The organism is Alistipes sp. DJF_B185 (assembly GCF_964250025.1).
GTDB lineage: Bacteria > Bacteroidota > Bacteroidia > Bacteroidales > Rikenellaceae > Alistipes > Alistipes finegoldii.
The window spans coordinates 37430-57480 of record NZ_CAXUDY010000006.1 but is presented as its reverse complement, the minus strand read 5'-3'; the positions used below and the strand labels follow the sequence as shown (position 1 = coordinate 57480).

13 protein-coding genes are annotated in these 20051 nt (G+C 61.9%); 11 read left to right on the top strand and 2 right to left on the bottom strand.

The window, feature by feature from the left end:
- Nucleotides 1–12: 12 nt before the first annotated feature.
- The 11 genes from ACESTR_RS09470 to ACESTR_RS09420 all read left to right on the top strand — a co-directional run bounded on the left by ACESTR_RS09470 (nucleotide 13) and on the right by ACESTR_RS09420 (nucleotide 16637).
- Complete coding sequence (locus ACESTR_RS09470) at nucleotides 13–1521, top strand: RagB/SusD family nutrient uptake outer membrane protein (protein ID WP_022044288.1); 1509 nt, start codon at nucleotides 13–15, stop codon at nucleotides 1519–1521.
- 34 nt (nucleotides 1522–1555) lie between these two features.
- Nucleotides 1556–3430 (top strand): BACON domain-containing protein, encoded by a 1875-nt coding sequence (locus ACESTR_RS09465; RefSeq protein ID WP_195289658.1) that lies wholly within the window; start codon nucleotides 1556–1558, stop codon nucleotides 3428–3430.
- A 61-nt stretch (nucleotides 3431–3491) separates the two neighbouring features.
- Nucleotides 3492–4433, top strand: coding sequence for a glycerophosphodiester phosphodiesterase (locus ACESTR_RS09460; protein WP_279063291.1), 942 nt, complete (start codon nucleotides 3492–3494; stop codon nucleotides 4431–4433).
- A 228-nt stretch (nucleotides 4434–4661) separates the two neighbouring features.
- On the top strand, nucleotides 4662–6326 hold the full coding sequence (locus ACESTR_RS09455; RefSeq protein ID WP_279063289.1) for a DUF6377 domain-containing protein: 1665 nt from the start codon (nucleotides 4662–4664) through the stop codon (nucleotides 6324–6326).
- A 286-nt stretch (nucleotides 6327–6612) separates the two neighbouring features.
- Entirely contained in the window at nucleotides 6613–7920 is a 1308-nt protein-coding gene (locus tag ACESTR_RS09450; protein WP_130062522.1) for a DUF1080 domain-containing protein, read from the top strand.
- A gap of 21 nt (nucleotides 7921–7941) precedes the next feature.
- On the top strand, nucleotides 7942–9225 hold the full coding sequence (locus ACESTR_RS09445; protein WP_009597508.1) for a Gfo/Idh/MocA family oxidoreductase: 1284 nt from the start codon (nucleotides 7942–7944) through the stop codon (nucleotides 9223–9225).
- Between the two features lie 11 nt (nucleotides 9226–9236).
- Nucleotides 9237–12638 (top strand): DUF1080 domain-containing protein, encoded by a 3402-nt coding sequence (locus tag ACESTR_RS09440; RefSeq protein WP_130062520.1) that lies wholly within the window; start codon nucleotides 9237–9239, stop codon nucleotides 12636–12638.
- Nucleotides 12639–12739: 101 nt separating this feature from the next.
- Nucleotides 12740–12952 carry a twin-arginine translocase TatA/TatE family subunit gene (locus tag ACESTR_RS09435; protein ID WP_009597498.1) on the top strand — a complete coding sequence of 71 codons (213 nt, stop codon included), beginning with the start codon at nucleotides 12740–12742 and terminating at the stop codon, nucleotides 12950–12952.
- Between the two features lie 35 nt (nucleotides 12953–12987).
- On the top strand, nucleotides 12988–13902 hold the full coding sequence (tatC, locus tag ACESTR_RS09430; protein ID WP_278714272.1) for a twin-arginine translocase subunit TatC: 915 nt from the start codon (nucleotides 12988–12990) through the stop codon (nucleotides 13900–13902).
- Nucleotides 13892–15151: a Gfo/Idh/MocA family protein gene (locus ACESTR_RS09425; RefSeq protein WP_270388455.1), complete on the top strand. Its 1260-nt coding sequence runs from the start codon at nucleotides 13892–13894 to the stop codon at nucleotides 15149–15151. Before tatC ends, ACESTR_RS09425 begins: the two co-directional genes overlap by 11 nt.
- An 88-nt stretch (nucleotides 15152–15239) precedes the next feature.
- Nucleotides 15240–16637, top strand: a complete 1398-nt coding sequence (locus tag ACESTR_RS09420) for an alanine/glycine:cation symporter family protein (protein WP_009597552.1) — start codon at nucleotides 15240–15242, stop codon at nucleotides 16635–16637.
- Nucleotides 16638–16674: 37 nt separating this feature from the next.
- Here the strand turns inward: ACESTR_RS09420 and pflA are convergent, their stop codons facing one another.
- Entirely contained in the window at nucleotides 16675–17400 is a 726-nt protein-coding gene (gene pflA, locus ACESTR_RS09415; protein ID WP_009597516.1) for a pyruvate formate-lyase-activating protein, read from the bottom strand.
- 1 nt (nucleotide 17401) lies between these two features.
- Complete coding sequence (gene pflB / locus ACESTR_RS09410) at nucleotides 17402–19630, bottom strand: formate C-acetyltransferase (RefSeq protein ID WP_130062954.1); 2229 nt, start codon at nucleotides 19628–19630, stop codon at nucleotides 17402–17404.
- Nucleotides 19631–20051 lie beyond the last annotated feature (421 nt).

Sequence of the window (20051 nt, the reverse complement as noted above, 5' to 3'; positions counted from 1 at the left end):
AACAAGAATGCTATGAAAATATATGGAATAATCCTTTCTGTTCTGGGGGCCGCCTCGGTTGCGCTGAGCACTTCCTGTCACGGGGAACTCGACGTCACGCAGTCCGACAAGCTCAACACCACCAACATGTGGACCAGCGAGAGCGACGCCCTCACCGCCACTACCGGCATCTACTACCGCCTGCGGCAGGCGTTCGCCCAAAGCAAGGCCAATCCTTTCTTCTGGGGCGAACTGCGCGTCGGCCCGGCCATGTGGGGCAAGGGCACCGGCCGCTCGCTGTGCGACAACGACATGCTGGACGTCATGCTCAACACCCTCAGCGCCTCCGATGCCTCGACCGACTGGAGCTATCTTTACACCACCATCGACCAGTGCAATCAGGTGCTCAAATACGCTCCCGGAATCGGCATGTCCGAGGACAATATGAACTACTGTCTGGGCAACGCCCGTTTCATCCGGGCGTACTGCTACTTCTGGATCGCCCGCGTGTGGGGCGACGCTCCGGTGATTACGACTCCGACCGAGGGAACCGGCGAGGCGATCTATCCCTCGCGCCATCCGGTCGCCGAGGTCTATGCCCGGATCGAAGACGACCTGAACGCTGCGGCGGGGTATATCAGGACCAATGCGAAGGGCTGCTACTATGCGACGGCCGACAACGTCAATCTGCTCCGTGCCGACTTCGCGCTCTGGATGTATGCGGCGGGCGGCGGCGACGGCTACCTGACCATGGCCGAGACGGCTTTGGGCGCGGTGCAGTCGGCCGGCCTGCTCGACCGGTTCGCCGACGTGTTCAGCATCTCGAACAAGAAGAACAGGGAGATCGCTTTCGCCCTGCATCTGGAGAACGGCGAGTATACGTCGGGCAGCTACTTCTCCTACTTCATCTGGGGCAGCACCCAGATCAAGGCCGAGTACCGCAACGCTCCCGACGGGGTGCCCGTCAGTTCGAACCAGTGGTTCCTCTACTCGGACGACTTCATCGGGTTCCTCAAGCGGAGCAAGGAGCTGGGCGACCAGCGGACCGATGTGACCTACATGGAGCGCACGGGCGTCAGCGATATGTACGAAGTCATCCAGTGGCCCAACAAGCTCATCGGCAATATCTCTACGGGCACGATGGTCTGGGAGCAGGATTTCATCCTCTACCGCTATGCGCAGTATTACACCATGCTGGCCGAACTGCGCTACCACCGGAAGGACTATTCGGGAGCGCTCACGGCCCTCAATACGCTGGCGCAGCGCGCCTACGGCAAAGCGAATTTCTATACCGACTCCTCGGCCGCGGCCGTCCGGCAGGCGCTCGTGGACGAGAACCTCAAGGAGTTCGCCGAAGAGGGCAACGTCTATTTCACGCTGATCCGTCTGGGGGCGATCCATGATTACAACCCCTACCGCTATGTGGACGGGCTGGGACAGTGCGGCATCGACACGTCGCGCCCCAACCAGCTGCTGATGCCCGTGTCGAAGAAGGCGATGAACAAGAACAACAAGATCACGCAGACACAGGGCTGGTCGTAACGGTGTATTGTTTAATGAAAAAAGCTGACTCAGAATGAAAACATTACGAATGCTATATACGGCGGCGCTGCTTTCCGCAGCCATGCTGCTTGCGGGCTGTTATTCGACCGATACCGACGACGACCTGCTTTCGACGGCGACGCTCATCAGCATCTATCCCTCGACGGTCTCGGTCGGCAGCGCCGCCGCGACCCAGAATGTGGTCGTCACGCTCGCCCCGAAGTCGAAGCGGAATCTGGACTGGTCTTGTTCGGTCCAGTCCGCATGGGTGACCGCGGTCCGGGAAAAGGTCCCCGGCGAAAGCACGGGAACCGTTTATGAGGACGCCGTTGTCCTCGCCTTCCTCGAAAATACGGCTTACAAACGTCAGACGACGCTTACGATCACGGCCTCCGACGGCACTGTGCTGGAAGTCCCGGTCGTGCAGAAGGGCATCTATGCCGACGCCTATGTGAAGGCCGCGCCCGAATCGCTGACCTTCATGGCTGAGAATCCGCAGCCCGCTGCCGTTGCGATCGACACCAATATGGACACCTTTGCGGCCGTGTCCGATTCCGACTGGTGTACGGTCGTCGATAACGGCGACGGCACGATAACGGTGACCTGCACCGAATACGGCGACAATACGGCGGACCGCACGGCCGAAATCACTGTCACGGCCGGCACGCCCGACACGAGCGAAGCCCGGACGGTCATTCCCGTCACCCAGCTGCGCAAGGACGTCTACTGCTACCTCTACGGCAGCGGCGTGCCCAAGTACCCGACCCGCGAGAAGTGGGGTCAGATGACCAAACTTTCCGACCGGGTGTATGTGGACAGCGTCTATGTCAAGAACGGACGTTTCTCGGTTTACACGACCGAAGGCGATACCTACCACCTCGACGGCGCCGGCAATCTCTCGGCGGCCGAAACCGATCTGACGGTCGATGTGGCCGGACTGCGGATCGTTACGCTCAACCTGAACGAGAAGACCTATTCGATCGAGCGCATCACGACTCCCAACTGTCTGCCCGACAGCGAAGTGGCGAAATACGCGACCTCGACCTACACGGCCAACGGCCGCACCAAGGTCTGGATGCGCGCGGGTCTCGACTGGAACGGCGGCGAGAATATCGGCGGCATCAAGCTCGGCAGCCGCATGGTCTCCGATGCGAACAACGTCGGCGGCTATACGTCGAACGTCAGCAGCTACGAGACGGTCCGTGTGAGCGATTACGACGAAGTCGAGAGCGGCGGCAAGGCGCAGGGCGAAGTGGAGATGTCCGCCAAATACGGCCGCATCTATACGCTGACCGAGTTCCTGACGGGCACCCCGAAGGCCGCCGTTGAGCTGGCGCGCCTGCTTACGGACTGGCCTGCGGAGTACCGTCCCGGCAGTACGTTCGTCGATGCCGTCGGCAACGATATCCCCGTGAGCAGCGTGAAGTCGCTTGCCTCTGCCGATTTCGAGAATACGCCGAGTCTTTCGATGCAGATTCAGGGCATCTGTCCCTACGGCTGGCATGTAGCCAACGTGCAGGACTTCTACGACATGCTCTGTGCCGCGGCCGCAGCCAAGGGCGTGACGCCGAATCCGCTCAGCGCCATGATCGGAAAGTGGAGCGTGCCCGATGTGCTGCGTTCGGCCGAAGGGTGGAGTGCGGCGCCGACGCGCCACGCGGCCGCCGATGCGTTCGGATTCGACTTCTTCCCGCAGGGCCGCCGGCTGTTCAAGTCCGGGTATCAGTATTATGCTTCCCGCGGCGAGATGTTCATCTGCCATCCGGGCGGTTTGAGCAGCGGCGTCTACCAGTGCTGGCGTATCAATGCGCTGACCAACAATGCCGCGGACCTGACCGTCAGCACTACTTATAATATCGGCGACTGCTCGGCGTCGTTCCGCTGCGTCAAGAATTACGAGAATTTTTAAGGACCGACCGGCTGCGGGGCATACCCGCCCTGCGGCCGGATCTTAACAACGAATCTGAATTATGAAAGTACTGAAACTGCTCCTGCTGTTTGCGATGGGCGCTTCCCTTTCGCTGGCAGGCTGCGACGACGATTACCTGTACCCGGTCGAATATCCCGTGTACGATCCCGACGGCGGTTCGGATAACGGCGGCGGCGATGAAATTCCCGTTCCCGAAAAGGTGAACAACAAGGTCGTCGCCCACCGCGGCGGCTCGGCCGAGGCCGGGACCGCCAAATATCCCGACAACTCGATCGCTTCGCTCAGTTACGCCATCAGTCTGGGGTGTTACGCCTCGGAGTGCGATATTTACTGGACTGCCGACAACAACGTCGTCGTCGCGCATGCCGCCAACGGCTGTTATGTGAACAACCTCAAGCCGTGGGAACACACGCTCGACGAACTGCGTGCCGCGGGCAAGCTCTCCAACGGCGAGCTGCTGCCGACGTTGGAGGAGTTTATCGACGTGGCGCTCCATGCCGGAACGACGCGGCTCTGGCTCGACGTGAAACGGATCGAGGTGGGCGGTGCGACCTCCAATACGGCCGAGTCGGTCAAGGCCTGCTCGCGGGCCTGCGAGATCATCAGGGAGAAGAAGGCCCAGCATTTCTGCGAGTTCATCGTTTCGGGCAATGCCGCGATCTGGGCGGGATGTTATTCCGCGGCCCAGCTGGCCGGCATCGAGGTCGGCTGGATGAGCTACTCGGCGCCTTCGGCCTATAAGTCCTATCTCGATCCGTGGGCGAACCTCGACTACTCGAACTTCTTTGCCGGCGGTGCCGAAGTTTCGAATCCGAAGTACCCGCTGCAGAGCTACCTCGACGCCGGTGTCGCGCTGAGCGTCTACAATGCCGATACGGACCCCGAAATGACCTACGTCCTGAAATATTACCCCAAGATGAAGGCCGTATGTACGAACTATCCCGCCAAACTGCTCGGCAGAATCGGGTCGGAGGGGCTGTAGTGCGTCGCACCCGAATTTTTACGGGAATCTTTATGACAGAAAGTGAGCCGGACGGTCCGGCTCACTTTCCGTTTTGCGCCCGTTCCGGAAGCCGCCGCGCGGAGAGTTTCTATGGTAGGATCTGAGATTTCCCGGACCGCGGATTTTCCGGACTGCGGAATAAAATAATTTAGAAAGTTTGTAATGCCGGGCATTTGTTTTAATTTTGTTCAATCCAAAATTACGACGATGCAACCTCGGAACTTTCTTTTCTCCTTCGGATTCTTGTGGACCGTGCTGGCGTGCACTCTCTTGCCGGGGTGTGCCGACCGCCCGGAGTATTCGCTGCAGACCGAGGCGGCATTGGAACGGCTCGACGCGGAACTCGCCAACAAGCCCCGCTACCAGCAGTGGCGGCAGGAGCAGGCCGACGCGCTGCGCAGCCGGATCGACGACGGCCTGCCGCCCTTGGAGCGTGCCGAATGGCTCTTTGCCGTCGCCCAGATTTACGTGACTTTCCACCTCGATTCGTCGGCCTATTATGTCGAACGGCTCTACCGGCTGGCCGAGCGGACCGGGTCGCGGCACGTGCGCCGCTTCGCCCTGCTGGGCGACATTGACGTCTGGCTGGGACGGGGGCAGGTCAGTCTGGCCGAGGAGCTTTTCCGGAAGATCGATACGGCCGGCATGACGCCCGGCGAATACAGGGCTTGGCATTCGCGCTACAGTTCGGTGGCTTCGCGCCGCTACGACGAAGCCGCGGATTCCCTTCAGAAGAGGGCGTGGGGCGATACGCTTTCCCATATCAGGAAGCTCTCGGTGCCGGGTTGCAGCGACCAGACCCGTATGCGCATGGCCGCCGCGCGGCTCAGCGAAACGGGTCGCTACGACGAGGCTCTGCAGCTGCTCGAACCGCTGACGGCCAAAAACCTGAGCCACCAGAATTTCGCCCTCGTCTACTATTCGATGGCGCATATCGCCAAGGGGCAGGGCGACGAGGACCGGATGCTCTATTATCTGGCCGAGTCCTCCATATCCGACCTGCGCGCCGGCACCCGCTCCTATTCGTCGCTGTACGATCTGGCCCTCGAACTTTTCGACCGCAAGGATTACGACCGGGCGACGGCCTACATGGGTTCGACCTTCGACGACGCGATCCGCTGCAAATCGGTGACGCGGATTCCCAACTCCTCTTCGGCGGTGGTGAAGATCAACGAGGCCGTGATTTCGAATATCGCCCAGCAGCAGAAGCTGATGTCCCGCACGATCTGGCTGGCCGGGATTTTCCTGATCGTGCTGATCGCGATCCTGTGGTTCGTCCTTTGGCAGCACCGCCGTCTGCAAGGCAGTCACGAACAGCTGATCCGGATGAGCGACCTGCTGCGCGAGAAGCACGACGAACTGCTGAAAAAGAACGACCATATCCGCGACATCAACAACGCGCTGGTCGATTCCAACCGCATCAAGGACCGCTACGTCTGCCATTATATCGACCTTTCGGTCCATTATATCAAGCAGATAGACGCCTTCCGCCGCGAAGTGTGCCGCATCGCCAAGACCAAGGGCGCCGACGAAGTCGTGCGGCGTCTCAATTCGTCGCAGGTGATCGACGGCGAGTACCAGAAATTCTACCAGTCGTTCGACAGCTCCTTTCTGGATATCTTCCCCAACTTTATCGGGCAGGTCAACGAGCTGCTGCAACCGGAGTTCCGGTTTACGCCGCGCTCCGATTCGTCGCTGACTACCGAGCTGCGCATTCTGGCCGCCATCCGGCTGGGGATTACCGACAGCGGGCATATCGCCTCGCTGCTCAACTGCGCCTCGGCGACGGTCTATACCTACCGCACCAAGCTGCGCAATGCGGCTCTCGACCGCGATAATTTCGAGGAACAGGTCTCGAAAACAGGGTTGTGACATGTCCGGAGTCTATATAATCCAGGGTTTGGGCGTGTTTTTTATTTTTCTGGAAATCAGTTGTATATAGACCTATATAGTTCTATATAGTTCGATATGTACGCTGGAAAATTCATAAAATAAAGGTAACTTTGTCTTGACCGTCCGACGCAGGCCCTAAACGTGTCTGTCCTCCGGACGGCGCCCTTCGCCGCGGCCTGCCGCCGGGCGCGGGACGATGCCGGAGCCGACCCCTCCGGATGAAGGCCGACACCAATATATAAAAGAACCGATAAACCTTAAACTTATGTTATCTCGATCCAATCTTTGCAGCGGACTCGCCCGGACGTGCGGTTTCGCGCTGCTGCTTGCGACGGGCGTTTCGTGCGCGTCGCCCCAGAATGTGCTCACCGAAGCCGAGGCCGCCGACGGCTGGGAGCTGCTGTTCGACGGCAAGACGCTCGACCAGTGGAAAGATTACAACGGCGATTCGCTCACGCAGCCGTGGCACGTCGTGGACGGCTGCATTCAGGCCAACGGCGACGGCAGCGACCTTTCGGGCTACATCGTCACCAAGAAACAGTACGAAAACTTCATCCTCGACTGGGACTGGAAACTCTCCTACGGCGGCAACAGCGGCATGCTCTACCACGTGCTCGAAGATCCCTATTTTAAGGTCCCCTATGTGACGGGGCCCGAATACCAGCTGATCGACAACGACGGCTGGGAGGCCGAGAACGCTCCTACCAAACTTGAGGAGTGGCAGCGGCTGGGCGTGGATTACGCCATGCACCTGCCCGATCCCGATTCGATGTTCGTCAACCCGCAGGGCGAGTGGAACAACTCGCGCATCGTCTGCGACAACGGCCATGTCGAACACTGGCTCAACGGACACAAGATCCTCGAATTCGATGCCTACACCGACGACTGGTTCGCCCGCAAGAACAGCGGCAAGTGGGAGACGGCTCCCGAATACGGACTGGCCCGCCGTGGCGTCATCTGCCTGCAGGACCACGGCTATCCGGCCTCGTTCCGCAACCTGAAGATCAAGGAGCTGCCGCGCAAGGCGGGCCGTGAAGTCGAGCTTTTCAACGGAAAAGACCTCACGGGCTGGGAAGCCTACGGCACGGAGAAGTGGTACGTGGACAAGGAGGGCAACCTCGTCTGCGAGAGCGGTCCCGACAAGGAGTACGGCTATCTCGCCACGCGCGAATATTACAACGACTTCGACCTGACGCTCGAATTCAAACAGCTCGCCAACGGCAATTCGGGCGTCTTCTTCCGTTCGTTCGTCGAGCCGCCCGTGAAGGTCCACGGCTGGCAGTGCGAGGTGGCTCCCAAGGGCCACGACACGGCGGGCATTTACGAATCCTACGGCCGCGGATGGCTGGTTCAGATTCCCGACGAGAAGGAGAACATCCTCAAGGAGGGCCAGTGGAATACGCTGCGCCTGCGGGTCGAGGGCGACCGGGTGCAGACGTGGCTCAACGGCGAGCAGATGGTGGACATTACCGACGCCAAGATCGGCGCCGCGCAGGGCCGCATCGCCTTGCAGATCCACGACGGCGGCGGGATCAAGGTGCAGTGGCGCAATTTCCGCCTGACAACTTTATAAACTACTAACATTCCGATAAACATGAGTACCTCCCGTAGAGATTTTCTGAAAACGCTGGGCGGCATGGCGCTGCTGACGATCGTCCCGCGCCAAGTGCTCGGCGGCCCGAAGTTCACCGCTCCGAGCGACCAGCTCACCAAAGGCATCATCGGCGTGGGCGGCATCGGCAAGAGCAGCTACCACTTCACCAGCAACAAGGACTGCCGGCTGGTGGCTGTCTGCGACGTGGACCGCAAACACCTCGAAAGCGCCGTTGCGCTGGGACAGAAGAAGTTCGGCGAGACGCTGGAAGCCTACAGCGACTTCCGCCGCCTGATTACCGACCCCAATATCGACATCGTGCATATCGCCACGCCGCCGCACTGGCACGGCATCATGGCCGTCGAGGCGGCCAAGGCCGGCAAGGACATCTGGTGCGAGAAACCGATGACGCGCACCATCGGCGAAGGCAAGCGCGTAGCCGAAGCCGTCCGGCGCAACAACCGCATCTTCCGCCTGAACACTTGGTTCCGCTTCAAGGATACCTTCTATGGTCTCGGCACGACGGTCGAGCCGCTCAAGAAGCTGATCGACAGCGGCCTGCTGGGCTGGCCGCTCAAGGTGACCATTTCGGGCACCACCGGATTCACGTGGAAGTTCTTCTGGGTGGGCCGGGAAAACCTCGCTCCTGAACCTGTTCCCGCCGAGCTGGATTACGACATGTGGCTCGGACCGGCGCCCTACAAGCCTTATAACAAACACCGCGTGCACAGCACCTTCCGCGGCTATTGGGACTACGACGGCGGCGGTCTTACCGACATGGGCCAGCACTACATGGACCCTGTGCAGTACCTGCTGGGCAAGGACGAGACGTCGCCCGTCAAGATCGAGGTGGACGCTCCGCAGCAGCATCCCGACGCCGTGGGCATCTGGCGTAAAATCGTCTATACCTACGACGACGGCTGCCAGATCGTTCTCGAAGGCGAGGGCTTCGAAAGCGAGGGCGACACGCCCTATATCGAAGGTCCGCTGGGTAAGGTCTACAAGGGTTTCCGCTGCACCATTCCCGACGTGATGGAGAAACTGGCCGAGATGCCCGATCCCGAACCGCAGAACACCGATTTTCTGGAGTGCGTGCGTACGCGGCGCAAATTCGCGCTCGACGAGCAGATCGGTCACCGCAGTTCGACGCTCGTGAATCTGGGCGCCTGCGCCCTGCGGCTGAACCGCACCCTGCACTTCGATCCCGACACCCAACTCTTCATCGGCGACGATGCCGCCAACCGACTGATCGATCAGCCGATGCGCGGCCCGTGGCATATTTAGCACCTGTTACCATGAAAAAGATAATCACACGACTGTTTATTCTGGGCGCCCTGATCGCCCTGATCGCCCTGCTGCCCGCAGGGGCCGCCGCCCAGCAGCTCGACGCCCGGCAGCGCAACGCCGAAACCGTCGTTGCCGACGGTCTGGCCCAGCTTCCGGCCGCCACGCCCGCCGTTTTCAACGAAGTGATGGGCGAACTTGCCGCTACGGGAAGCGCCGGTGTCGAAATGATCGCCGGCATGCTCACTCCCGCCGACAAGGGTAAGAACGCGACGCTCGAATACGCCCTGAACGGCATCACTGCCTACGCGACAGCCCCCGGAAACGAAGCCTTGTGCGCCGATGTCCGCAAGGGACTGGTTCGGGCGATCGAACGCTGCGCCGACAACGCCAACCGCGCTTTCCTCTTCTCGCAGCTGCAGCTCTGTTCCGCGGCGGAGGACGCGGCATGGATACTGCCTTATCTGGACGACTCCTATCTGTCCGACTATGCGATCCGTGCGCTGATTTCGACGCCCGGCACCGAGCCGGTTCTGCTCGCCGAGGCCCGCAAGGAGGGCCTTGCGGCCGAACGGAAACGCGCGCTGGCCTATGCTTTTGCCGAAAAGCGGATGACGCAGGCCGAACCCCTCCTGCTAGGATGGCTCGGCGGCGCCGACGCCCGGACGGCCGAACAGATTTACAATGCGCTGGCTGTCTGCGGTTCGCGCGCTTCGCTCAAACCGCTGGCCGCCGCAGCCGCCGAGGCCGGTTACGGCTGGGATAACACCGGCGCTGCCGATGCCTATCTGCGCCTGCTTGCGAACCTCGTGGCCGCGGGAGACGCCCAGCCGGCCGTGAAAGCCGCCAAGGGCCTGCTCAAGTGCGACCGCCAGTATGTGCGCGGCGCGGCTCTCGCGGTGCTTGCCGATGCGCTCGGCATCGAAAAGGCGATGCCTTACGTACTGGCCGCCGTCAAGGAGGGACCTGCCGAATACCGCTATGCTGCTTTGCAGACGCTCGGCAAGGGCGACGACGAGATCTTTGCGCGGGTTGCCGCCGGCATGCCGCGCTATGACGCCGAAACCCGGACCGCGGTGCTAGCGTGGCTGGGTGACTGCGGCGCCGTGTCGCAGAGCGATGTGATTACGGGCGCCGTGACTTCGTCCGACGACCGGGTCGCACGGGCCGCCATCGAAGCTTCGGGCCGCATCGGCGGCGAGCAGGCGCTCGCAGCGCTGGTCTCGGCGCTCGAAGGTCCTCGTGCCGAAGCCGCCGAGAAAGCCCTGCTTGCCTTCAACGGCCGCATCGACCCGATGGTCGAGCGGCTGCTTGCACGGGATGACGCCGAGGTGCTCGTTCCGGCCCTCAGGCTGGCCGCCGCACGCCGCATGACCGTGGCCGCGGACCGCGTCTTCGCACTGCTGGAGACTTCCGACAAGCAGGTGCGCGAAGCCGCCTATGCCGCTCTTCCTTATGTGACCGGACCCCGTCATATGGACCGTCTGGCCGGACTGCTCGATGCCGCCGACGGACAGCATGCGGCGCAAATCCAGACCGCGCTGATCCGCACTTCGGCGCAGCTTCCGGCCGACAAACGCTATGGCGCGATCGCCGGCTACATGCAGGCGTCGAAAATTCCGGCGCGCTATTATCCCGTGCTGGCGCAGACCGGCACCCCCGAAGCCATCGCCAGCCTGCTGGCCGGATTCCGCGAGGGTGACCGCGAAGCCGCTTTCGCCGCCCTGCTGACGGTCGAAAGCCCTGCGATGACCGACATCCTTTACCGCATCGCCGCCGAAAATCCGGCTCTGGCTGACCGCGCCCTGATGCGTTATGCCGACCTCTGCGCCAAACAGCCTGCGACTCCGGTCCGCCGCTGCCAGCTCTACCGGCAGGGACTCGAACTCAAACCCTCGGCCGCCGTGCGGAACAAACTGCTCGGCTACCTTGCGGGCGTCCATGAAGTGCCCGCCCTGATGCTGGCCGCCGACTACCTCTCCGACCCCGCAACCGCCGGAGCTGCCGCCGCGGCCGTGAAGACGATCGTCGCCAAGAGCGCTCCGATGCCGGGCGGCGAGGCTGTCCGCAGTGCGCTGGAGCAGGCCCGCGAGGTCTACAGGGAGCTGGCCAAATCCGACGCCGATGCGGGATACGCCGTCGATGAGATCACCGGACTGCTCGGCAAAATCCCCGCTGCGGGCTTCGCTCTTCTTCCGACCGCGGGTCTCGAAGGATGGACCGCCGTGACCGCCGATCCCGCCGGTGAGCGGAAACTTTCGGCCCGCCGGATCGCCGGCCTGCGCAAAGCCGCCGCCGAAGCGATGGCCGCGAACTGGAGCGCGGACGGAAACGCCCTCGTTTTCGCAGGCAAGGCTCCGAGTACGATCGGTACCGAAAAGGAATACGAGAATTTCGAACTCTGGCTCGAATGGCGTTCCGAAGGCGAAGCCGGGCTTGCCGTACGTTCGATGTCCCAAATCCGGCTGGGCGGAACCGAAGGCACCGGCCTGAAGACTCAGGGGCAGACCGATACCCCGGCCGCCGCTGCGGACAATGCTCCCGGCACATGGAATACGCTCTACGCCAAGGTCGTCGATGACCGCATCACGCTGATCGAGAACGGGGTGACGCTGGCCGAGAACGTCGTGCTGACGAACCCCTGCGCTCCCGGCGAACCGGTCTGCGTACGCGGCCGCATCGAACTGTCGGGTCTGGCGGCTCCTGCCTGCTTCCGCAACCTCTACATCGGCGAACTGCCCTCGACGCCTGTTTTCGAACTTTCGCCCGAAGAGGCGGCGCAGGGCTACGAAGTGCTCTTCGACGGCCGTTCGCTGCACAAATGGACGGGTAACACGGTCAATTACGTTCCGCTGGACGGCACGATCGACGTGACCGCCTCCTACGGCGGATCGGGCAACCTCTATACGGTCAAGGAGTACGGCGATTTCGACCTGCGCTTCGAATTCCGCTTCCTGCGCAGGGGCGTCAACAACGGCATCGGCATCCGTACGCCGATGGGCGTGGACGCCGCCTATCACGGCATGGAAATCCAGATTCTCGACCACGACGCGCCGATCTACAAGAACCTGCGCATCTACCAGCAGCACGGCTCCGTCTACGGCATCATCCCGGCGCAGGAACACGTCGTGTTCGGCGATCTGGGGACGTGGAATACGATGGAGATACACGCCGTGGGCGACCGCATTACGGTCACGGTCAACGGCCGTGTGATCCTCGACGGCGATATCCGCCAAGCCTGCAAGGGACACAACGTCTCGGAGGACGGCTCGAAGAAGAATCCCTATACCGTGGACGGCAAGAACCATCCCGGACTCTTCAATAAGAAAGGCCATCTCGGTCTGCTGGGCCACGGTGCGGGCATCCAGTTCCGCAACCTGCGCGTGCTGGACCTGAGCGCCGGCCGCCAATAGACGGCGCTGCCCGCCTCCCGCGCGGATGATCCCGCACGGGAGGCGGACTCCGCACGGATGCGGCGCGGGCCGCAATTGTGAAACGCAAAAACTGCAAGACTATGTTTATACCCTGTATGATCGGATACGGCCAGCTGCTGATTATCGTATTCGTCGTGATACTGCTCTTCGGCGGCGCGAAAATTCCCGAACTGATGCGCGGCATGGGCCGCGGCGTGCGGGAGTTCAAGGACGCCATGAATACGGACTATTCGTCCGAAAACAAGAAGCCGAATCCGGCGGATGTCTCCGGAGACAAACCGGCGGATAAATAGTCCGGAGCACGGCGCGAATTCCCCAACGAACCGATATGTCGAAACCCAACGCCGGAAACGAAAGCGCGGAGATGGACTTCTGGTCCCATTTCGCGGCGCTGCGCCCCCATTTGGTGCGCGGTGCCGCCGCTGTCGTCGTGATCGCCGTCGCCGCATTTTTCGCCCGGCACTTCCTGATCGACGTGGTGCTTTTCGGCCCCAAGAGCGCCGGTTTCCCGACCAACCGGCTGCTGCTGGAGACCGGACACGGCCTCGCCGCGCTCTGCGGTTGGATCAACGCTTTGACAGGACTTTCGCTGAGCGTCAATCCCGAAGCGTTCGACGTCTCGAACCTCGATTTCCGGGTTATCAATACCGCCATGGCGGGGCAGTTCAACCTGCACATGAAAATCTCGTTCGTGACGGGTCTCGTGCTGGCCATGCCCTACGTCCTCTGGGAGTTCTGGCGTTTCGTGAGGCCCGCGCTCACGCAGCGCGAAATCGCCGCCACGCACCGCTTCGTATTCTGGATCTCGGCCTGCTTCTTCACGGGCCTGCTCTTCGGCTATTTCGTCATCGTGCCGCTCTCGGTCAGCTTCTTCATCAATTACGAAGCCAGCGCTTCGATCGTGAACATGATCGACGTCAATCAGTACCTTTCGACCGTCATCGTCGCATCGCTGGCCTCGGCGCTGGTGTTCCAGCTGCCGCTGCTGGTCTACTTCCTGACCCGTATGGGGCTGGTCTCGTCGTCGTTTCTGAAACGCTACCGCCGGCACGCTTTCGTCGGCCTGCTGGTGATCGCCGCGATCATCACGCCGCCCGACATTTTCAGCCTGATTCTGGTTATCATACCTCTTTACTGGCTCTACGAACTTAGCATCCGTCTTTCCTCCCGCATCGAACGCCGCGATGCGGCGGACGGAGCCGTGGCAGCCGCTGTAATTTCCGCAACATCCGATGAAAACTGAAACAACCCTCTCCCGGCCCGTGCGGATCGTCGTGATCGGCGCCGGCAACCGGGCGCATAAATACCTCGAATACGCCCGCCGGAATCCCGAACAGCTCCGGTTGGCCGCGATCGTCGAAGTCAACGACCTGCGCCGCCGCGCCATGGCCGACGCTTTCGGGCTTCCCGACAAGTATTGCTACGCCCATTACGACGACTTCTTCGCCGAGAGGCTCGATGCCGACATGGTGCTGATTTCGACTCCTGAGAACGCCCATTTCGACCCGGCCGTGAAGGCTATCGACGCCGGATACCACGTCCTGCTCGAAAAGCCGATCGCCCAGCGTCTCGACGAATGCCGCGAAATCGCCCGGCGCGCCCGCCGGCGCGGCGTGCTGGTCGGCGTCTGCCATGTGCTGCGCTACCATCCCTATTTCGCCAAGATCCGCGAGCTGGTCGCTTCGGGGCGGCTGGGACACGTCGTTTCGGTCAACCATACCGCTTCGGTCGGACTCGACCGGGCCACCCACAGCTACGTGCGCGGCATCTTCCGGCGCGAGAGCGAAGCCAATCCGATCCTGCTGGCCAAATGCTGTCACGACATCGACTTCCTGCTGTGGCTGACGGGTTCGCACTGCCGCCTGCTCTCGTCGTTCGGGTCGCTGCGCTGGTTCCGTGCGGAGAACGCTCCCGAAGGCTCCGCCGCGCGGTGTATCGACTGCCGGATGGAATCCGAATGCCCCTTCTCGGCGCGCGACCTCTACTACGTCCGCCGCGACTGGGTCTCGAACTTCGACGTGCCGCCCGGAGCGACGCTCGATGCGACGATTATGGAGGAACTGCGCACGGGAATGCTGGGCCGCTGCGTCTATCGTTGCGACAACGACGTGGTCGATCACCAGCTGCTTTCGATGGAGATGGACGACGAGGTGACGATGAGCCTTTCGATGGAGATGTTCACCAACGACGATTTCCGCAAGACCCACATCCGGCTGACGGGCGGCGAGATCGACGGCGACGAGCGTACGCTGCGGGTCCGCAGGTTCCGCGGCGGGGATGCCGAGACCTATGATTTCTCGGACATCGCCGGACAGCCCTTCCACGCCGGGGCCGACCTGCAGCTGATCGGCGATTTCATCCGCGCGCTCCGCGACCCCTCGCGGCCGTTCCTCACCACGATCGACGATTCGATCGAGAGCCACCGCATCTGCTACGCCGCCGAACGCAGCCGCCGGACGGGCGAGACGATCCGGATGGATGCCGCCGAATGATCGGACGATTTGCTTCGAGAAGACCGGAATTCCGGTCTTCTCTCGTTTTAGCATTAACTTTGCTACCTTTGTCCGAAACATCTCCGCCATGCAAACCCTTTTTTTCTGGATCGACTCGGTCAATAATGTGCTCTGGTCTTATCTGCTGGTCGCCCTGCTGTTAGGCTGCGCCGTATGGTTCACCGTGCGTACGCGCGGCGTGCAGTTCCGCATGCTGCGCGAGATGCTCCGTGTGCTGGGGGAGTCGGCGGGCGGCGGACGGCGGGGCGAGCGGCATGTCTCGTCGTTTCAGGCATTCGCCGTCTCGCTGGCGAGCCGCGTCGGTACGGGCAATCTCGCGGGCGTCGCCACGGCGATCGCCGTCGGCGGTCCGGGAGCCGTCTTCTGGATGTGGATCATCGCCCTGCTGGGGGCTTCGAGCGCCTTCGTCGAATCGACCCTCGCCCAGCTCTACAAACGTCGCGGCAGGGATTCCTATATCGGCGGTCCGGCCTATTATATGGAACGGGGACTGGGCCGGCGCTGGATGGGCGTGGTCTTTGCCGTACTGATCTCCGTCACGTTCGGCTTCGCCTTCAATTCGGTGCAGAGCAACACGATCTGCGCCGCATGGGAGGGCGCTTTCGGCTTCGACCACCATTGGGTCGGCATCGCCCTGACGCTGCTGACGCTGGGCGTTATCTTCGGCGGCATACACCGCATCGCCCGCGTGAGCGGGGTGGTGGTCCCGGTCATGGCGCTGGGGTATATCGCCCTTGCGCTGGGCGTGGTGCTCTTCAATTTCCGGCGGCTGCCCGAAGTCGTGGAGCTGATCGTCGCCAACGCTTTCGGCTGGGAGCAGGCGATGGGCGGCGGCGTGGGAGCCGCGCTGATGCAGGGCATCAAGCGGGGGCTGTTCAGCAACGAGGCGGGCATGGGTTCCGCGCCCAACGTCGCCGCCACGGCCCATGTCTCGCATCCCGTCAAGCAGGGGCTGATCCAGACCCTTGGGGTCTTCACCGATACGCTCGTAATCTGCACCTGCACGGCTTTCATCATCCTTTTCGGCGGCGTCCCCGACGCATCGCTGTCGGGCATCCGGCTTACGCAGGCCGCGCTGGTCAGTGAAATCGGCCCCGTCGGCAGTGTCTTCGTCGCCGTGGCGATCTTCCTCTTCGCTTTCAGCAGTATCATCGGCAACTACTATTACGGCGAAGCCAATATCCGCTTCATCACCCGTCGTCCGGGCGCGCTGACCCTCTACCGGCTGCTGGTCGGGGCGATGGTGCTGTTCGGGGCCCTTGCCACGCTCGATCTGGCGTGGAGCCTTGCCGACATTACGATGGCGCTGATGACCCTCTTCAACCTCGCCGCTATCCTGCTGCTGGGGCGTCAGGCTTTCCTGCTGCTGGCCGATTACGTCGCCCAGAAACGGCAGGGCATCAAAAATCCGGTCTACACGCGTGACCGGATTCCTGAGTTGAAAGACAAGGCGGAGTGCTGGTAGCAATTCAGCAGGCCGCCGCCGAAGTCGGCCGGGGGCGTCAGTTCACCACCACATTCGCGAAATATTCGCGCAACAGCGCCGCCGCGCGGTCCAGCTGTTCCGGCGTATTCTCCCTGACGTCCGAGAGTTTGTACTCCTTTCCCATCGCTTCGTATTTGTGAACTCCGAGCGTGTGGTAGGGCAGCAGCTCGACCCGTTCGATCTGCCTGTAGCCGCCGAGCCGCCCGCCCAGCGTGCGGATGTCGGCTTCGGCGTCGCTGTAGCCCGGCACCAGCACGTAGCGGAGCCAGAAGGGTTTGCCGTGTTCTTCGAGCCATGCCGCCGTGCGGAGGGTTTGGGCGTTGTCGCGTTCGGTGAGCGCGAGGTGGCGTTCGGGATCGGCCTGCTTCACGTCGAGCAGGATCAGGTCCGCCAGCCCCAGCAGCTCTTCGACTGCCGGATTCCAGATGCTGCCGTTCGTGTCGATGCAGACGTGGATGCCCGCCTCCCGGAGCCTGCGCACCAGCGGCGCTAGCGCCGCGGCCTGAAACGTCGGTTCGCCGCCCGAAAAGGTCACGCCGCCCCGCCGTCCGTAAAAAGGCTTCTGGTCCACGGCCATGCGCAGTATCTCGTCCGGGGACGTGGGCGTGCCGCCGCAGGCGTCGATCGTGTCGGGATTGGCGCAGTAGAGACAGCGGAAATTGCATCCCTGCAGGAAAACGACGAGCCGGAGTCCCGGCCCGTCGAATGTTCCCATTGATTCGTAGGAGTGTACCTTTATCATCTTACATCCGCTCGTGGAAACTGCGGCTGATGACCTCCAGCTGGTGTTCGCGGCTCAGCTTGGTGAAGTTCACGGCATAGCCCGACACGCGGATCGTCAGCTGCGGATAGTTTTCGGGGTGCTCCATGGCGTCTTCGAGCATCGCGCGGTTCAGCACGTTCACGTTCAGGTGGTGCGCCCCCTTGGTGAAGTAGCCGTCGAGCATCGTCACGAGGTTCTCGATCCGCTCCTCCTGCGTCGGGCCCAGCGATTTGGGGATGATCGAGAAGGTGTTCGAGATGCCGTCCTGCGAGTCGCGGTAGCGTAGCTTGGCCACCGAGGCCAGCGAAGCGATCGCGCCGCTCTTGTCGCGTCCGTGCATCGGGTTGGCGCCCGGAGCGAAAGCCACGCCTTTGGCGCGTCCGTCGGGCGTCGCGCCGGTCTTCTTGCCGTACATCACGTTCGAGGTGATGGTCAGCAGCGAGAGGGTCGGACGGGCGTTCTTGTAGACGGGCAGCTTCTTCAGTTCCTCGCTGAAATAGTACACGAGGTCCACGCCCAAGTGGTCCACCCGGTCGTCGTTGTTGCCGAAGCAAGGGAATTCACCCTCGATGTCGAATCCGTCGGTGAGCCCCTGCTCGTTGCGGCGCGCCGTCACCTTGGCGTATTTGATGGCCGAGAGCGAGTCGAGGGCGATCGAGAGCCCGGCCACGCCGTAGGCGAGGTTGATGCGCGGGTCGGTGTCCACCAGCGCCATCTGGGCCTTCTCGTAATAGTATTTGTCGTGCATGTAGTGGATGATGTTCATTGCCTCGTTGTAGACGCGGGCGATTTCGGTCAGCACCATCTTGTAGTTGCACATCACCTCTTCGAAGCGCAGCGGACCCTCGGTGAGCGCCGGAATGCCTTTGACCATCAGCGTGCCGGTGTTCTCGCAGCGGCCGCCGTTCAGAGCCAGCAGCAGGGCCTTGGCCAAGTTGCAGCGGGCGCCGAAGAACTGGATCTGACGGCCGATGTCCTGATACGACACGCAGCAGGCGATGCCGTAGTCGTCCGAATGGCGCACTTCGCGCATCAGCTCGTCGTTTTCGTACTGGATCGAGCTGGTGTCGGCCGAAACCTTGGCGCAGAAATCCTTGAATCCCTGCGGCAGGTCGGGGCTCCACAGAATCGTGAGGTTGGGTTCGGGCGACGGGCCGAGGTTGTAGAGCGTCTGCAGGAAACGGAACGAGGTCTTGGTCACCTTCGTGCGGCCGTCGTTGAAGCGTCCGCCGATGGCTTCGGTCACCCACGTCGGGTCGCCGGCGAAGATGTCGTTGTAGGACTGCATTCTGAGGTGGCGCACCATGCGGAGCTTGATGACGAACTGGTCGATCAGCTCCTGCGCGAACACCTCGTCGATGTTGCCGTGGGCCAGATCGTACTCGATGAAGATGTCGAGGAACGACGAAACGTTGCCCAGCGACATTGCGGCGCCGTCCTGCTCCTTCACGGCGGCGAGGTAGGCCATGTAGACCCACTGTACGGCCTCCTGCGCCGAGTGCGCCGGACGGCTCAGGTCCAATCCGTAGTATTCGCCCATCGTGCGGATCTCCTTGAGTGCCTTGATCTGCTCCGCGACCTCTTCGCGCAGGCGGATGCGGGCGTCGGTCATCGGGCCGGTCAGGCCGCGCAGGTCCTCGGTCTTGGCTTCGATCAGCCGGTCGGTGCCGTAGAGGGCCAGACGGCGGTAGTCGCCGATGATGCGGCCGCGGGCGTAGTTGTCGGGCAGGCCCGTCAGGAAGCCCAGCGAACGGAACGAGCGGATCTCCTCGGTGTAGACGTCGAACACGCCGTCGTTGTGCGTCTTGCGGTAGTGGGTGAAAATATCCTTAACCTTCTCGTCCACATCGACGCCGTTCTCCTTGCAGGCGCGCGATACGACGTTGATGCCGCCGAAGGGCTTGATGGCGCGCTTGAGCAGCTGGTCGGTCTGCAGACCGACGATCAGCTCCTGTTCTTTGTCGATGTAGCCGGCTTTGTGCGAAGTGATGGTCGAAACGGTCTTGTTGTCCAACGAACGGACGCCGTTGTTGGCGCGCTCCTCTTCGAGGGCCTTGAGACAGAGGTTCCAGATGTGCTTCGTGCGGTCGGTGGGACCCTGCAGGAAGGAGGCGTCGCCCACGTAGGGGGTGATGTTCGTCTGAACGAAACTCGTCACGTTGATCTCCTTGCTCCAAAGTCCGTCGATAAAGGTTTTGTTCAATTCCATAAATTATTATTCGTCAAAATGAGATTAAAATTGTTTTCTTTGGGATGCGCAAAGGTATGTTATTTTTTTCACAATACCGAACGCTGCGACGCATTTTCTTAAAAAATCTTAAAAAATACCTGCGATTTGTCGGACCATATCGCCCCGGAGCGTTTTTTCTGCAGGATGGAGTCCTTCGGCCTACGGTTTGGCCCCTGCTTTGCAGCGACGAATGCGGACCGGGATCGGGCGGCATCGGCAGCGTCGGGCCCGGCGGACCGGTGCCGCCGCAGATTCCGGCGGGCCGATATGTGCGACCGATGCGGCGGAATACGGCCCGGAGGTCTCGAACGCGCATCTTGCCTTCGGGTCCCACCGCAGTTTTGCCGGGACGGGTGTATGCTGTTTTACCGGGGCGGGTGTATGTTGCGGACCTTTGCTG

Excerpts from the sequence above, each read along its gene's own strand:
- ACESTR_RS09470 (WP_022044288.1), top strand. The coding sequence starts at position 13 with ATGAAAATATATGGAATAATCCTTTCTGTTCTGGGGGCCGCCTCGGTT.
- ACESTR_RS09465 (WP_195289658.1), top strand. The coding sequence starts at position 1,556 with ATGAAAACATTACGAATGCTATATACGGCGGCGCTGCTTTCCGCAGCC.
- ACESTR_RS09460 (WP_279063291.1), top strand. The coding sequence starts at position 3,492 with ATGAAAGTACTGAAACTGCTCCTGCTGTTTGCGATGGGCGCTTCCCTT.
- ACESTR_RS09455 (WP_279063289.1), top strand. The coding sequence starts at position 4,662 with ATGCAACCTCGGAACTTTCTTTTCTCCTTCGGATTCTTGTGGACCGTG.
- ACESTR_RS09450 (WP_130062522.1), top strand. The coding sequence starts at position 6,613 with ATGTTATCTCGATCCAATCTTTGCAGCGGACTCGCCCGGACGTGCGGT.
- ACESTR_RS09445 (WP_009597508.1), top strand. The coding sequence starts at position 7,942 with ATGAGTACCTCCCGTAGAGATTTTCTGAAAACGCTGGGCGGCATGGCG.
- ACESTR_RS09440 (WP_130062520.1), top strand. The coding sequence starts at position 9,237 with ATGAAAAAGATAATCACACGACTGTTTATTCTGGGCGCCCTGATCGCC.
- ACESTR_RS09435 (WP_009597498.1), top strand. The coding sequence starts at position 12,740 with ATGTTTATACCCTGTATGATCGGATACGGCCAGCTGCTGATTATCGTA.
- tatC (WP_278714272.1), top strand. The coding sequence starts at position 12,988 with ATGTCGAAACCCAACGCCGGAAACGAAAGCGCGGAGATGGACTTCTGG.
- ACESTR_RS09425 (WP_270388455.1), top strand. The coding sequence starts at position 13,892 with ATGAAAACTGAAACAACCCTCTCCCGGCCCGTGCGGATCGTCGTGATC.
- ACESTR_RS09420 (WP_009597552.1), top strand. The coding sequence starts at position 15,240 with ATGCAAACCCTTTTTTTCTGGATCGACTCGGTCAATAATGTGCTCTGG.
- pflA (WP_009597516.1), bottom strand. The coding sequence starts at position 17,400 with ATGATAAAGGTACACTCCTACGAATCAATGGGAACATTCGACGGGCCG.
- pflB (WP_130062954.1), bottom strand. The coding sequence starts at position 19,630 with ATGGAATTGAACAAAACCTTTATCGACGGACTTTGGAGCAAGGAGATC.